Origin of the sequence: Arthrobacter sp. FB24 (assembly GCF_000196235.1) — a bacterium.
Taxonomy (GTDB): domain Bacteria; phylum Actinomycetota; class Actinomycetes; order Actinomycetales; family Micrococcaceae; genus Arthrobacter.
The window spans coordinates 4600697-4613986 of record NC_008541.1 but is presented as its reverse complement, the minus strand read 5'-3'; the positions used below and the strand labels follow the sequence as shown (position 1 = coordinate 4613986).

11 protein-coding genes are annotated in these 13290 nt (G+C 66.7%); 8 read left to right on the top strand and 3 right to left on the bottom strand.

Translation table 11 applies throughout. From position 1 onward, the window contains the following. Nucleotides 1–25: 25 nt before the first annotated feature. Together ARTH_RS20750 and ARTH_RS20745 are read right to left on the bottom strand one after the other, a co-directional pair. Nucleotides 26–1717 carry an alpha-amylase family protein gene (locus ARTH_RS20750; protein WP_011693911.1) on the bottom strand — a complete coding sequence of 564 codons (1692 nt, stop codon included), beginning with the start codon at nt 1715–1717 and terminating at the stop codon, nt 26–28. Then, nucleotides 1714–2700 carry a TIGR03885 family FMN-dependent LLM class oxidoreductase gene (locus ARTH_RS20745; protein ID WP_011693910.1) on the bottom strand — a complete coding sequence of 329 codons (987 nt, stop codon included), beginning with the start codon at nt 2698–2700 and terminating at the stop codon, nt 1714–1716. The genes ARTH_RS20750 and ARTH_RS20745 overlap by 4 nt, the downstream gene beginning before the upstream one ends. Nucleotides 2701–2828: 128 nt before the next feature. On the opposite strand from ARTH_RS20745, the gene ARTH_RS20740 reads away from it, so the two are divergent. The 4 genes from ARTH_RS20740 to ARTH_RS20725 all read left to right on the top strand — a co-directional run bounded on the left by ARTH_RS20740 (nt 2829) and on the right by ARTH_RS20725 (nt 6887). Further along, nucleotides 2829–4046, top strand: a complete 1218-nt coding sequence (locus ARTH_RS20740; protein ID WP_083812761.1) for a Re/Si-specific NAD(P)(+) transhydrogenase subunit alpha — start codon at nt 2829–2831, stop codon at nt 4044–4046. Further along, complete coding sequence (locus tag ARTH_RS20735; protein ID WP_011693908.1) at nt 4046–4342, top strand: NAD(P) transhydrogenase subunit alpha; 297 nt, start codon at nt 4046–4048, stop codon at nt 4340–4342. The genes ARTH_RS20740 and ARTH_RS20735 overlap by 1 nt, the downstream gene beginning before the upstream one ends. Further along, nucleotides 4339–5712, top strand: coding sequence for an NAD(P)(+) transhydrogenase (Re/Si-specific) subunit beta (locus ARTH_RS20730; RefSeq protein WP_011693907.1), 1374 nt, complete (start codon nt 4339–4341; stop codon nt 5710–5712). Before ARTH_RS20735 ends, ARTH_RS20730 begins: the two co-directional genes overlap by 4 nt. A gap of 92 nt (nt 5713–5804) precedes the next feature. Then, nucleotides 5805–6887: an ATP-dependent DNA ligase gene (locus tag ARTH_RS20725; protein ID WP_043430149.1), complete on the top strand. Its 1083-nt coding sequence runs from the start codon at nt 5805–5807 to the stop codon at nt 6885–6887. Between the two features lie 83 nt (nt 6888–6970). Here ARTH_RS20725 and ARTH_RS20720 read toward each other — a convergent pair whose 3' ends face one another. After that, nucleotides 6971–8290: an MFS transporter gene (locus ARTH_RS20720; protein ID WP_011693905.1), complete on the bottom strand. Its 1320-nt coding sequence runs from the start codon at nt 8288–8290 to the stop codon at nt 6971–6973. A gap of 366 nt (nt 8291–8656) precedes the next feature. Between ARTH_RS20720 and ARTH_RS20715 the strand changes: the two genes are divergently transcribed. The 4 genes from ARTH_RS20715 to pcaH all read left to right on the top strand — a co-directional run bounded on the left by ARTH_RS20715 (nt 8657) and on the right by pcaH (nt 13289). Continuing rightward, on the top strand, nt 8657–9397 hold the full coding sequence (locus tag ARTH_RS20715) for an IclR family transcriptional regulator (RefSeq protein ID WP_043431229.1): 741 nt from the start codon (nt 8657–8659) through the stop codon (nt 9395–9397). A gap of 167 nt (nt 9398–9564) precedes the next feature. Beyond that, the gene (locus ARTH_RS20710; protein WP_011693903.1) at nt 9565–10446 is read left to right on the top strand and encodes a shikimate dehydrogenase; all 882 of its coding nucleotides are present in this window, start codon (nt 9565–9567) and stop codon (nt 10444–10446) included. Further along, nucleotides 10446–12335 (top strand): bifunctional sugar phosphate isomerase/epimerase/4-hydroxyphenylpyruvate dioxygenase family protein, encoded by a 1890-nt coding sequence (locus ARTH_RS20705; protein ID WP_011693902.1) that lies wholly within the window; start codon nt 10446–10448, stop codon nt 12333–12335. The genes ARTH_RS20710 and ARTH_RS20705 overlap by 1 nt, the downstream gene beginning before the upstream one ends. A gap of 51 nt (nt 12336–12386) precedes the next feature. After that, on the top strand, nt 12387–13289 hold the full coding sequence (gene pcaH / locus ARTH_RS20700) for a protocatechuate 3,4-dioxygenase subunit beta (RefSeq protein WP_011693901.1): 903 nt from the start codon (nt 12387–12389) through the stop codon (nt 13287–13289). The last annotated feature ends 1 nt before the right edge of the window (nt 13290 follow it).

Sequence of the window (13290 nt, the reverse complement as noted above, 5' to 3'; positions counted from 1 at the left end):
CGGCGGTGTTATATCCGCCTCGGCGCTATATCCGCCTGTCGGCGGGGTGCTGGATCCGGAACCAGCGGTAGCCGTAGCGTTCCAGCTCGAGTTCGAAGCCGCCGTCGTCCGCCAAGGGGACATTGTCGCCGTCGAGCAGATCCCGCAGGATGGCACCGCCGAATGCCTCCTCCGGATCTTCCGGCGAGGAAACCTTTGCCGAGACGGAGGCCGGCTGCGCGGCCATGTTGTGCGCCAGGACCAGCGTTGAACCGGCGCGGGTGCAGCTGTGCAGGAGCACTCCGGGATTGGACTGCTTGATGAGCTCGAAGTCGCCCCAGGCAAGCTCCGGACTCTCCCGGTAGCTTCGGATCAGTGCGGCGATGAAATTCCACAGCGAGTCCGGGTCACGCTTCGCCTGTGCCGCGTTGATGTTCTTAGGCCCGAAGTAGCCGTCCACTACCTGCGCCACCAGCTTGTCCGCCGGAGCGGTGGAGAACCCGCCGTTTGCCGTGTCAGTCCACTGCATGGGGGAGCGCACGGCGGAGCGGCCCTTCGCCCGCAGGTCCTCACCCATCCCGAGCTCCTCGCCATAGAAAAGGACCGGGGTTCCGGGGAGGGAGAACATCAGCGAATAGACCATTCGGATCCGGGCGGGATCGCCGTCGAGCATCGGCGGCAGGCGGCGCCGGAGTCCCCGCCCGTACATCTGCATGTCCGGGTCCGGCCCGAAGGCGGCGAAAACCTCCGCGCGTTCCTCGTCGCTCAGCTTGTCCAGCGTCAGTTCATCATGGTTGCGGACGAACATGGCCCACTGGTTGTCCGGATGGATGGCCGGCCTGCCGGCCAGGGTTTTGGCCAGCGGACGGGCGTCCTCCCTGGCCAGGGAAAGATAGAGGTTCTGCATGCTCAGGAAGTCGAACTGCATGTTCAGCTCGTTGCCGTCCGGACCGCCGAAGTATTTCAACTGCTCCTTGTAGGGGAGGTTGACCTCTCCGAGCAGCACCGCGCTGCCGTTGCGCCGGTTCAGGAAGCTGCGCAGCGCGGCCAGGTAGTCGTGCGGATCGATCTTGGCCGCGTCCTCCTTGGACACGCCCTGAAGCTCCAGGAAGAACGGCACGGCATCCAGCCGGAATCCGTCCAGCCCCATCTGGAGCCAGAACCCCATGGACTTGGCGATCTCGTCGCGGACCTTCGGATTGGCGACATTCAGGTCCGGCTGGTGCTTGGCGAACATGTGCAGATACCACTCGCCCGTCGCCTTGTCCTGGGTCCAGATGGACGTTTCCTCGCCGGGGAAAACCACTTGTTCCGACGTGTCCGGGGGAGTGTCCTTCCGCCACACGTAGTAGTCACGGTAGGGATTGTCGACGGACTTCCTGGATTCCTTGAACCAGGGGTGCTTGTCCGAGGTGTGGTTGATGACGAAGTCCGCGATCACCCGCATTCCCCGGTCCTTCGCCGTCCTGATGAACTCCACCACGTCGCCCAGGGTGCCGAGCCGCGGGTCCACACCGTACATGTCGGTAATGTCGTAGCCGTCGTCCCGGTCCGGCGAGGGGTAGAACGGCATGAGCCAGATGCACGTGACCCCGAGGGCCGCCAGGTAGTCCACGCGCTGAATCAGGCCGCCGAAATCTCCGGTGCCGTCGCCGTCGTCGTCGAAAAAGGTTTCCGGGTCCAGGCAGTAGACCACGGCATTCTTCCACCACAGATCGGACGTCTCTGCGATCCTCATGCTGTCACCGCCTGCGTCCCGCTGCCGGCCCGCAGCTGCGGCAGGACGTGTTCGGCAAACGCTTCGATGAAGGGTTTCTGCTGCTGGCCCACGAAGTGCAGGTAGAGCTCGTCGAAGCCCAGGTCCGCGTACTCCTGCAGCCATGTGGCGTGCTGGTCCAGGCTGGAGGAGATGTTGACGGCCTTCCGGACCTGGTCCTCGCCGACGTCGGTGCTGACGCCGTCAAAGTGGGCCGCTGTGGGAAGGTCCCAGGGGATGGGCGGCGCGAAGACGTTGGACCGCCACTGGTCCAGGGCTACGGAAACCGCGTCCTCTTGCCGCGGCGCCCAGGACAGGTGGATCTGGAGCACCGCCTTGCCCTTGCCGCCGTTGTCCCGGTAGGCGGCCAGCATCTCCTGCAGTTTGGCGTGCGGCTGGTTGACGGTGACCAGTCCATCCGCCCAGGCCGCCGCACGCCGGGCTGTCTGCACGCTGATGGCGGGGGCGATGAGCGGCGGCCTGGTTTCCGGAACGTCCCAGAGGCGTGCCTGTTCCACGGTGACCAGTCCGTGATGGGTGACTTCTTCGCCGTTGTGCAGGCGCCGGATGACATCAACGCATTCCTCGAGGCGCTGCTGGCGTGTTTCCTTGGCCGGCCACGCATCACCCGTGATGTGTTCATTCATGTTTTCCCCGCTCCCCGGCGCCATCCAGAACCGCCCGGGGAACATGTCCGCAAGGGTGGCCGAGGCATGCGCGATGATGGCCGGGTGGTAGCGCTGGCCGGGAGCTGTGACCACGCCGAAGCGCAGCGAGGTGGTGGCCAGCGCAGCCCCCAGCCAGGACCAGGCGAAACCGGAGTGGCCCTGCCGCGCTGACCAGGGTTCAATGTGGTCCGAGCACATGGCGGCGTCGAAGCCCGCCTGCTCCGCCAGTTGGACGTCCTGGAGCAGTTGTCCCGGGCTGATCTGTTCATGCGACGCGTGAAAACCGATAGTAGCCATCGTTAATGTCTACCGGCGGGGAGGAGGTGTGTCGAGGAATTACGCGTCTTTCTGCATAGACTCTAGCCAGTACCGACCCGGGGAAGCGATGACCCGGGACAGCGATGACGCTGGAAAGGGAGTGGCGGGTGAAGCTAGGCATTGCGCGGGAACACCGTGAGGGCGAGCGGCGGGTTGCCGGAACACCGGAGACGGTGCAGCAACTCATTGGCCTGGGCCTTGAGGCCCTGGTCGAATCCCGGGCGGGAGCCGCGGCCGGCTACAGCGACGAGGCGTACGTCCGCGCGGGCGCCCGGGTCGTCCCCGTACTCGAGCCCGGATCACTCGACATCCTCGCCCACGTGCGCCCCCTGGAACCTGCGACGGCGGCGGCCTTGCGCCGCGGGGCCGTCACCGCGGGCCTCGCGTCGCCGTCGTCCGAATTGCCCACGGTCCGGGCGCTCGCCGCCGCAGGGGTGACCTCCTTCGCGATGGAACTGGTGCCGCGGATTTCCCGGGCGCAGTCGATGGACGCCCTGTCCTCCCAGGCCCTCGTGGCCGGTTACCGCTGCGTACTGGAAGCGGCCATCCGGCTGCCGAGGTTCTTCCCGCTCTTTATGACGGCGGCGGGCACCGTTCCGCCGGCACGCGTGCTGGTGCTCGGCGTCGGTGTGGCCGGCCTGCAGGCCATCGGCACGGCAAAACGGCTGGGCGCGCGGGTCTCCGCGAACGACATCCGGCCCGCCTCGGCCGACGAGGTCGCCTCGATGGGCGGCACGTTCATCAAGCTCGACCTGGAGACGGCAGAGGCCGCGGGCGGCTATGCCCGCGAGCTCAGTGCGGACCGCGGCGCCCTGCAGCGGCAGCTCCTGGCACCGCATGTGGCCCAGGCGGATGTGCTGATTACGACGGCGGCCGTCCCCGGCCGCAGGGCCCCGCTCCTGGTGAGCCGGCAAATGGTGCAGGGAATGCGGCCCGGATCCGTCGTGGTGGACCTCGCAGCGGAGTCCGGCGGCAACGTGGAGGGATCGGTGGCCGGCCGGGACATCCAGGTGGACACCGCCGACGGCCAGGGCACGGTGACGCTGGTGGGCCTGAAGGACGCCGCATCCGCCATGCCCGCCGACGCCTCCCGGCTTTATGCGAAGAACGTGGCCAACCTGCTCGCCCTGGTGGTCCGCGGCGGAACCCTGTCCCTGGACTTCGGGGACGAGGTGGTGGCCGGCACGTGCCTGACGCACGACGGCGAGGTTAGGCACGCGCCCACGGCGGAGGCGCTGGCAGCGGGTCCCGGTGCAGCGGTTCCCGCTGACCCGCTTCCCACTGATCCCGGGAACCGCCGGTCCGATAACGAAGGGGTGGCCTGATGGACGGCATCAGCCTGCTCACGATCACCGTGCTGGCGGTCTTCGTGGGCTTCGAAGTGGTCTCGAAGGTGTCCAGCACCCTGCACACACCGCTGATGTCCGGGGCCAATGCCATCCACGGGATCATCCTGGTGGGGGCCATCATCGTGGCCGGGCAGGCCGCGGACCCGTGGGTCCTCGGCGTCGCGCTGCTCGCCGTGGTGCTGGCCACGGCCAACCTGGTGGGTGGCTTCGTGGTGACGGACCGCATGCTGGAGATGTTCCGCGGCCGCAAAGACGGGACGGGCCCGCGATGAGCATCCTGGACCCGACTTGGACGGGACTCCTCTACCTGGTGGCCGCAGTCTTGTTCATCCTGGCCCTCATGGGCCTGAACTCGCCCCGCACCGCCCGCCGCGGCAACCTCGTGGGCGCCGCCGGAGCTTTACTGGGCGTAGCCACCGTGTTTCTTTCGGCCCGGCTGGACAACATCCCGTGGATCCTCGGGGCGATTGCCGTGGGCTCCGCCGTGGCTGCTCCGGTGGCACGCCGCGTCAAGATGACCCAGATGCCGCAGCTCGTTGCCGCCTTCAACGGAGTGGGAGGCGGCGCCGCCGCCCTCGTGGCGTTGCTTGAACTCGCCCATACGGAGGACGCGTGGGTCCGGCTGGCCATTGCCTTCACCCTGCTGGTGGGCGCGGTGTCCTTCGCCGGTTCCGCCGTCACGTTCGCCAAGCTGCAGGAACTCATGACCACCCGGCCGGTGGTCTTCCCCGGACTGCCGGTGATCATGGGCTCGGTGCTGCTCGCCGCCGTGGGTGCCGGCACCGCCGTCGTTCTGATTGGTTCGCTGCCTCTGGCCCTGGTGCTGCTGGTGCTGGGACTCGCCGCGGGCGTCTTGCTGGTGCTGCCTGTGGGCGGCGCGGACGTGCCGATCGTGATTTCGCTGCTGAATGCCTTCACCGGCCTGGCCGTCGCGGCCTCGGGCCTGGTGCTGGGCAACGTGCTGCTGCTTGTGGCCGGCACGCTCGTGGGTGCCTCCGGTACCATCCTGACCCGGGCCATGGCTGCCGCCATGGGCCGCAGTGTGGCGGGCATCCTGTTCGGGGCGTTCAGGGGAGGTTCGACGGCAGGCTCCACCGCCGTCAGTGAGCGCCCGGTGCGCTCCTCCAGCGCCGAGGACGTCGCCGTGCTGCTGGGTTACGCGCAGCGCGTGATCATTGTTCCCGGCTACGGCCTGGCCGTGGCGCAGGGCCAGCATACCGCCGCGGAACTGGCCAAGGCCCTGCAGCTGCGCGGAATCCAGGTGGACTTTGCCATCCATCCCGTGGCCGGCCGGATGCCCGGGCACATGAACGTGCTCCTGGCCGAAGCGAACGTGCCGTACGAGGAACTGAAGGAAATGACCGAGATCAACTCGGAATTCAAAACCGCCGATGTTGCCCTGGTGGTGGGCGCCAACGACGTGGTCAATCCCGCCGCGAAGACCTCCTCCGGCTCGCCCATCTTCGGGATGCCCATCCTGGAAGTGGCCGACGCCCGCCAGGTGGTCTTCCTCAAGCGCTCCATGCGCCCCGGCTTCGCGGGCATCGAGAACGAACTGCTCTACGAACCGCAGACCACGCTCTTGTTCGGTGACGCCAAGGACTCGCTGACCAAGGTGCTGGGGGCGGTCAAAGCCCTGTAGCCGCCGGACCCCCGACCCGCCTGAGCGCTGCTGCGGAGGTTCCGGCCCTGCGGGGGTGGTGCGACGCGTACCGGCGGGTAAGAATGGGCGTTATGCAACTGCCGGTGATGCCCCCGATCGCGCCCATGCTCGCCAAAGCCGTCAGCGCCCTGCCCGAAGTCCCGGATTCCGGCCCGAAATGGAGCTTTGAACCCAAGTGGGACGGCTTCCGGTCCATCATCTTCCGCGACGGCGACGAGGTGGAGATCGGCAGCCGCAACGGCAAGCCCATGACCCGCTACTTCCCCGAACTCGTAGAGGCGCTGAAGGCGAACCTGCCGCCCCGCTGCGTTCTGGACGGCGAAATCATCCTGGTGGGTGCCTCCGGTGACCGGCTGGACTTCGAGGCGCTCCAGCAGCGGATCCACCCCGCCGCCAGCCGGGTCAGGCTCCTCGCCGCCCAGACTCCGGCCAGCTTTGTGGCGTTCGACCTGCTGGCGCTCGACGACGAGGACCTCACCGGCCGCCCGTTCTCGGAGCGGCGCAGCATGCTGGAGAAGGCCCTCGCGGGCAGTGCCGCGCCGATCCACCTGACTTCCACCACCCGGGACAACGGCACAGCGCAGCAGTGGTTCCACAGGTTCGAGGGCGCCGGACTCGACGGCATTGTGGCGAAGGCACTGGACGGCAGCTACCAGCCGGACAAACGCGTGATGCTCAAGGTCAAGCACGAACGCACGGCGGACTGCGTCCTGGCCGGCTACCGCGTGCACACCAGCGGACCGGACCGGATCGGTTCCCTGCTGCTGGGGCTCTACAACGGCGACGGCCAGCTGGCCAGCGTGGGCGTGGTGGGCGCCTTCCCCATGCAGCGCCGCAAGGACCTGTTCGAGGAACTCCAGCCCCTGGTGACTGGCTTCGACGGCCACCCCTGGGCCTGGGCCAAGCAGGAGGAAGGCAGCCGGACGCCGCGGAACGCCGAGGGCAGCCGGTGGAGCGCGGGCAAGGACCTGTCCTTCATCCCGCTCCGGCCCGAGCGTGTGCTGGAAGTGAAATACGACCACATGGAGGGCGAACGGTTCCGGCACACGGCCCAGTTTGTCCGCTGGCGCCCCGACCGGGACCCTGCCTCCTGCACCTACGAGCAGCTGGAAGAGCCCGTCAAGTACGACCTCGCCGAGGTGCTGGCCACCTAGACGGCGCCTAAACCCAGGCGGCCCGCCCCCGGGAGGGGACGGGCCGCCGTTGTGCGTCTACTGTCCCTTTGAGGGAACGCGGCTTACTTCAGGCCGAGCTCCCGGGTGGGAGTCTTGAAGGATTCCTTGGCGGTGAGGGCCGAAATCGCCGCGATACCGCAGATGACTGCCGTGAAGATGCTGATCTGGACCCAGCCGCCGGGCTTGATGCCGCCCATTGCGGCCACGATCGCCGGGACGAAACCGGCCATCAGGAAGCCGAGTTGGGTACCGATGGCCAGGCCGGAGAAGCGGACCTTGGTGCTGAACATCTCGGCGTAGAAGGACGGCCAGACTGCGTTGGAGGCTGCGTAACCGAAGGAGAAGAAGCCGATGGCGGCCAGGAACATCAGCGGGACGCTGCCGGATTCGAGGCTCAGCAGGAACACCGGAGTCAGGACGGCGCTGGCCACTGCGCCATAGATGAAGACGGGCTTGCGTCCGATCTTGTCCGACAGCATGCCGAACAGCGGCTGGGTGCCGAGGGCCACGAAGTTGGCGCCGACCACGAGCCACAGGGTGGTGGTGCCGTCAACGCCGGCCACGGTCTTGGCGTAGCTGATGGCCAGCGTGCCGAACACGGTGGACACGGCGGCGATGAATGCGCAGGCCACAACCCGGAGGACGTCGCGCCAGTGGTGCTTCAGCAGGTCGGCCACCGGCAGCTTGGAGATGGCGGCGGATTTCTGGGCTTCGGCGAATGCCGGCGGCTCGTGCAGGGTGCGGCGGATGAAGAAGGCCACCAGGACCACTACGGCGCTGAGCCAGAACGGGATGCGCCAGCCGATGCCGTACTTGACCTCGTCCGGGAGGGCGAGCACGGGGATGAAGACGAGGGCGGCGAGGATCTGGCCGCCCTGGGTGCCGGTGAGGGTCCAGGAGGTGAAGAAGGAACGGCGGTTGTCCGGGGCATGTTCCAAGGTCATGGAAGACGCACCGGCCTGCTCGCCGGCTGCGGAGAGGCCCTGGCACAGGCGGGCAAGCACCAGCAGGGCGGGAGCCCACCACCCCACCGTGTTGAAGTCGGGGAGGCAGCCGATGACGAAGGTTGAGGCTCCCATCAGCACCAGGGTGAACATCAGGACCTTCTGCCGGCCCACCCGGTCGCCGAAGTGGCCCAGGATGACGGCGCCCACCGGGCGTGCCACGTAGGCAAAGCCAAAGGTGGCAAAGGACATGATGGCGGCGTTGGCATCAGCATTGGGGAAAAACACGTGCGGGAAGATCAGCGCTGCGGCTGAACCGAAGATGAAGAAGTCGTAGTACTCGACGGCGCTTCCCAGGAAGCTGGCGAGGGCCGCCTTCTTCGGTGTCCCGGCCGGTGCAACGGTGCCCGGCGTCGTGGACGGGAGTGTCTGGCTCATGGTGTTCCTTTGTGTGACGACATTGTCGCGGATGGATCAGGATTTTCGCAGCTGCCGCACGTGGGGGGCCAGGCCTTGATGGTGGGCCCTTGCTGGCGGCGGCCGGTGGTCCGTGTGAAGACCCGGACGAGTAGCCACATGGTGGGAGCTACTTGTGCGATATAGCAATGATGACTGTGAGGGCTGTCACCTGTCAAGAAAAATGATCACTATCTAGAAATAGCTCTCACAATGTGGCAACATCGAACTATGAGTGTGAATCAAACCACAGGGCTGGAAGCCGCCGGAACAGCCGCCGCGGCCACGGATGGAACAGCCGCAACGGCGAAGGCGCCCAGGGCTGCAAAGGATGACTCCCGGACGGACATGGTGGGCAAGGCCCTGGGTCTTCTCGTCCTGCTGGGTGATGAGCCGCGGGGCGCCAGTGCTGCGGAGCTGTCCCGGCGGGCGGAGCTTCCGTTCAGCACCACGTACCGGCTGCTGGGCTCGCTCACGCGCGACGGTTTTGTGGACTACGAGCCGGACGGCCGCCGCTACCATCTGGGCCTGCGCGTCTTCCAACTGGGCCAGCGCGTATCCAACCACCATGGATTTGCCGGAACGGCGCTGCCTATCCTTCGCCGGGTCACTGAGAAGACCGGGGAAGCGACCATCCTCTCTGTCCGCGACGGAAACCATCACCTCACCGTCAACAAGGTGGACGGGCCGCAGACGTTCCGCGTCACGAGTGATCCCGGGCATCTGGGTGCCCTCCACACTACGTCGGTGGGCAAGGCGCTGGTGGCTTTTGCCGAGGATGCCGAGCGGAAGCGCCTGGTGGAGGAGCTGGAACTTGAGCCGCTGACGGAATTTTCCATCACGGACCGGGAGGCCTTCCGGTCCGAGATCGAGCAGGTCCGCCGCCGCGGCTACGCCGTCATGGATGAGGAGAATGAGCTTGGCATGCGCGCCGTGGCCGTTCCTGTCTTCAATGCCCAGGGCTACGCCTTCGCGTCGCTGGCCACGGCGGTTCCGGTCTTCCGGCTCGGCCTGGAGGATCTGGTGGCCCTTGTCCCCGTGCTCCAAGAAGCCGCTGCGGAACTGTCCGCGAGGCTGCCGCAGAGATAAGCCGGGCCGCCCGCAGTGGTGGTCGTCGGCGTCGTTTTTTGTTCGTCATAAGAACATCAGTGCAATATATGAACATTTCCTGTACTGTAATCCCTATCACCCGGCACGCCGCCGGCGCCCAGCGCGTCCCCGGTACGCCGAGTGCCGTTGTCAAAGGAGCTATACGGATGAGCAATCGAGCAGAGTCCTTTTTGGTGGGCCTCGTAGGTGATGGCGTGATGCCGTCGCTCACGCCCCACATGCACGAGCGCGAAGGCGACGTGCAGGGCCTGCGGTACCTCTACCGCCCCATCGACCTGCTGGAGCTGGGCCTGCCGGGTGAATCGGTGGGCGAGCTCCTGCAGAGTGCCCACCGCATGGGCTTCAACGGGCTGAACATCACGCACCCGTGCAAGCAGCTGGTCCTGGACCACCTCGATGAAATTGCACCGGACGCCCGCCGCCTGGGTGCTGTCAACACCGTGATCATCCGGGACGGCCGCTTCACCGGCCACAACACCGACTTCTCCGGCTTCGCGGCCGCCCTCGCCTCCGGGCTGCCCGATGCAAAGCTTGACCGCGTAGTCCAGCTGGGTGCCGGCGGCGCCGGTTCAGCCGTCGCGTACGCCCTTCTCACCGCCGGCGTCCGCCACCTTGACCTCGTGGACACGGATGCCGCCCGCTGCGCCGAGCGCGCCGCCGAACTGGCCGGGTTCTTCCCCGACAGCTCGGTTACGGCCCGCACGACGGCGGAGCTGCCGCAGCTGATGCCGCTCGCCGACGGCCTGGTGCACTGCACTCCCGTGGGCATGGCCGCGCACCCGGGCGCGCCGCTGGATCTGTCACTGCTGGAGTCCCGGCACTGGGTTGCGGACATTGTCTACCGCCCGATCGACACCGAACTGGTCCGTGAAGCCCGCGCCAAAGGCTGCGAGGTACTTGACGGCGGACGCATGGCCGTGGGCCAGGCAGCCGACGCCTTCCGGATCTTCACCGGCCTCGAGGCCGACGCGGACCGCATGCGCGCCCATTTCCTGGAACTCGTTGCCGCCGAAGAGGTGACCGCCTGATGCGCACCGGAATCGCCACCGTGTGCCTGTCCGGCACGCTCAAGGAAAAAATGCAGGCATGCGCCATCGCCGGCTTCGACGGAATCGAAATCTTCGAGCAGGACCTGGTGACGTCCTCCCTTAGCCCCGAGGACATCCGGAAGACAGCCGCGGACCTGGGCCTGACACTGGACCTCTACCAGCCGTTCCGCGACTTCGACAGCGTCCCCGAGGACCTCCTCGCCGCCAACCTCCGCCGGGCCGGGGCCAAGTTCAAGCTGATGTCCCGCCTGGGCATGGACACCATTTTGGTCTGCTCCAACGTCGGCACGGCGACCATCGACGACGACTCCCTGCGCGCCGAACAGCTGGCCCGGCTCGCCGGACTCGCCGCGGACCACGGCGTGAAGGTGGCCTACGAGGCACTCGCCTGGGGCAAGTACGTCAATGATTACGAGCACGCCCACCGCCTGGTGGAGACCGTGGACCACCCGAACCTGGGCACCTGCCTGGATTCCTTCCACATCCTTTCCCGGGACTGGGACACGGCGCCCATCGAAGCGTTCAGTGCGGACAAGATTTTCTTCGTCCAGGTGGCCGACGCTCCAAAGCTGTCCATGGACGTCCTGTCCTGGAGCCGCCATTACCGGGTCTTCCCGGGCGAGGGCCAGTTTGAGCTCGCCAAATTCATGGGCCACGTGGTGCGCGCCGGATACACCGGACCGGTCTCGCTGGAGGTCTTCAATGACGTCTTCCGCCAGTCCGACGTCGAACGCACGGCAGTGGACGCCATGCGCTCGCTGATCTGGCTGGAGGAGCAAAGTGCCAAATGGCTGGACGCAAACGAAAAAGCGGCCGGCCGCCATCGCTATCCCATGGAACTGGCCACCCTCCCGCAGGTGGCCGAACCGGCCGGTTTCAACTTCGCCGAGGTCAAAGCGGCCGATACCGCGGGCCTGGAAAAGGTGCTGGGACAACTAGGATTTGAATTCAACGGCAGACACCGCACCAAGGACGTGCAATTGTGGAGCATGGGCCACGCACGCGTGATCATCAATGAGGCTTCGGCAGGCGCCGGGGACTCTTCGCCAGCGATTGCCGCCCTCGGCTTCGATGTCGATTCTCCCGTGATCGCCGCGGCCCGCGCCCAGCAGCTCAAGGCGCCCGCCGTGCCCCGCAAGAGCCAGGCCGACGAAGAAGTGTTCCAGGGATTCGCTGCGCCGGACTCCACCGAGATCTTCCTCTGCCAGGGCAGCCCGGACGGCACCGCAGCCTGGACCCGCGAGTTCGGCGAAGGGCTGGAGTTTCCGGGCGCCGGCGGACGCAACGCGGTGATCGACCACGTGAACCTCGCCCAGCCGTGGCAGCACTTTGACGAAGCTGTGCTGTTCTACACCAGCGCCCTGGCCCTGGAGCCGCAGCCGTTCGCGGAGGTGCCCAGCCCCAGCGGACTGGTGCGCTCCCAGGTGATGCTGACGGCCGACCGTGCCGTGCGCCTGGTGCTGAACCTTGCCCCGGTGATCCAGCAGGACGGCGCGGATTCGGGCACCGCGCACCGGAAGACCTACCAGGAGCACATCGCCTTCGCCGTGGACGACCTCGTGGAGGCAGCCCGTGCAGCCCGGGACCGGGGCCTGGATTTCCTGCAGATCCCGGCCAACTACTACGAGGACCTGGACGCGCGGTTCGACCTCGACCCCGCCTTCCTGGCCACGCTCCGGGAGCTCAACCTCTTGTACGACCGCGACGCCGACGGTGAGTTCCTGCACTTCTACACCGCCACCGTGGGCAGCGTCTTCTTCGAAATGGTGGAGCGCCGCGGCGGCTACGACGGTTATGGGGCGCCCAACGCGCCGGTCCGGCATGCCGTCCAGTACGACCACCTGCACCGGCTGGGCCGCACCAGCTGAACAGACCAGCCATCACCACCAACCATCAACAACAACTGAAAGGAGGCTGCTGTGCCTGAAGACATCAACCTTGAAATTTTCAATGCCGACCCGATCACCGAAGACGTGTCGGACGCGGCGCCCGAGGCCGGAACCGGAGCCGCACCGAAGACCTATGCGCCGCTTGACGCCGCTGTGGAATCGCAGGCGGACCTCAGCGCAGAAATGAAGTCGATCGGCGAAGCATATGCGGAGGCGCTCAAGAACGGAGCCAAGGCGGAAATCCAGCCCCGGCTGGACTACGCACCGTACCGCAGCAGCGTCCTGCGCCACCCGACCAAGGACCTGCACCACGCGGACCCGGAAACCATCGAACTGTTCTCACCGGCCTTCGGGCACATGGACGTTCACGCGCTGGAATCGGACCTGACCATCCAGCACAACGGGGAACCCCTGGGTGAACGCATCCTTGTGTCCGGCCGTGTGCTCGACGGCGACGGCCGTCCCGTAGCGGGACAGCTCGTGGAGATCTGGCAGGCCAACTCCGCCGGCCGCTACATCCACAAACGGGACCAGCACCCCGCCCCGCTGGATCCCAACTTCACCGGCGTGGGCCGCTGCATCACCGGTGCCGACGGCTCCTACAGCTTCACCACCATCAAGCCCGGCGCGTACCCGTGGAAGAACCACCTTAATGCCTGGCGGCCGGCGCACATCCACTTCTCGCTCTTCGGGCAGGAGTTCACCCAGCGCATCGTCACCCAGATGTACTTCCCCGGTGACCAGCTCTTCCCGCTGGACCCCATCTACCAGTCCATCGTTGACCAGGATGCCCGGGACCGCCTGGTGGCCACCTACGACCACGACCTCACCCAGCCTGAGTGGGCGATCGGCTACAAGTGGGACATTGTCCTGACGGGCTCCAAGCGAACCTGGACCGAAAACGAAGCATTTGGCACAGAAGGCGAGGAGTAGT

Bases quoted from the DNA above. Each gene is read 5' to 3' on its own strand.
- ARTH_RS20735 (WP_011693908.1), top strand. From the start codon at position 4,046: ATGGACGGCATCAGCCTGCTCACGATCACCGTGCTGGCGGTCTTCGTG.
- ARTH_RS20730 (WP_011693907.1), top strand. From the start codon at position 4,339: ATGAGCATCCTGGACCCGACTTGGACGGGACTCCTCTACCTGGTGGCC.
- ARTH_RS20705 (WP_011693902.1), top strand. From the start codon at position 10,446: ATGCGCACCGGAATCGCCACCGTGTGCCTGTCCGGCACGCTCAAGGAA.
- ARTH_RS20715 (WP_043431229.1), top strand. From the start codon at position 8,657: ATGGTGGGCAAGGCCCTGGGTCTTCTCGTCCTGCTGGGTGATGAGCCG.
- ARTH_RS20710 (WP_011693903.1), top strand. From the start codon at position 9,565: ATGAGCAATCGAGCAGAGTCCTTTTTGGTGGGCCTCGTAGGTGATGGC.
- ARTH_RS20720 (WP_011693905.1), bottom strand. From the start codon at position 8,290: ATGAGCCAGACACTCCCGTCCACGACGCCGGGCACCGTTGCACCGGCC.
- ARTH_RS20745 (WP_011693910.1), bottom strand. From the start codon at position 2,700: ATGGCTACTATCGGTTTTCACGCGTCGCATGAACAGATCAGCCCGGGA.
- ARTH_RS20750 (WP_011693911.1), bottom strand. From the start codon at position 1,717: ATGAGGATCGCAGAGACGTCCGATCTGTGGTGGAAGAATGCCGTGGTC.
- ARTH_RS20725 (WP_043430149.1), top strand. From the start codon at position 5,805: ATGCAACTGCCGGTGATGCCCCCGATCGCGCCCATGCTCGCCAAAGCC.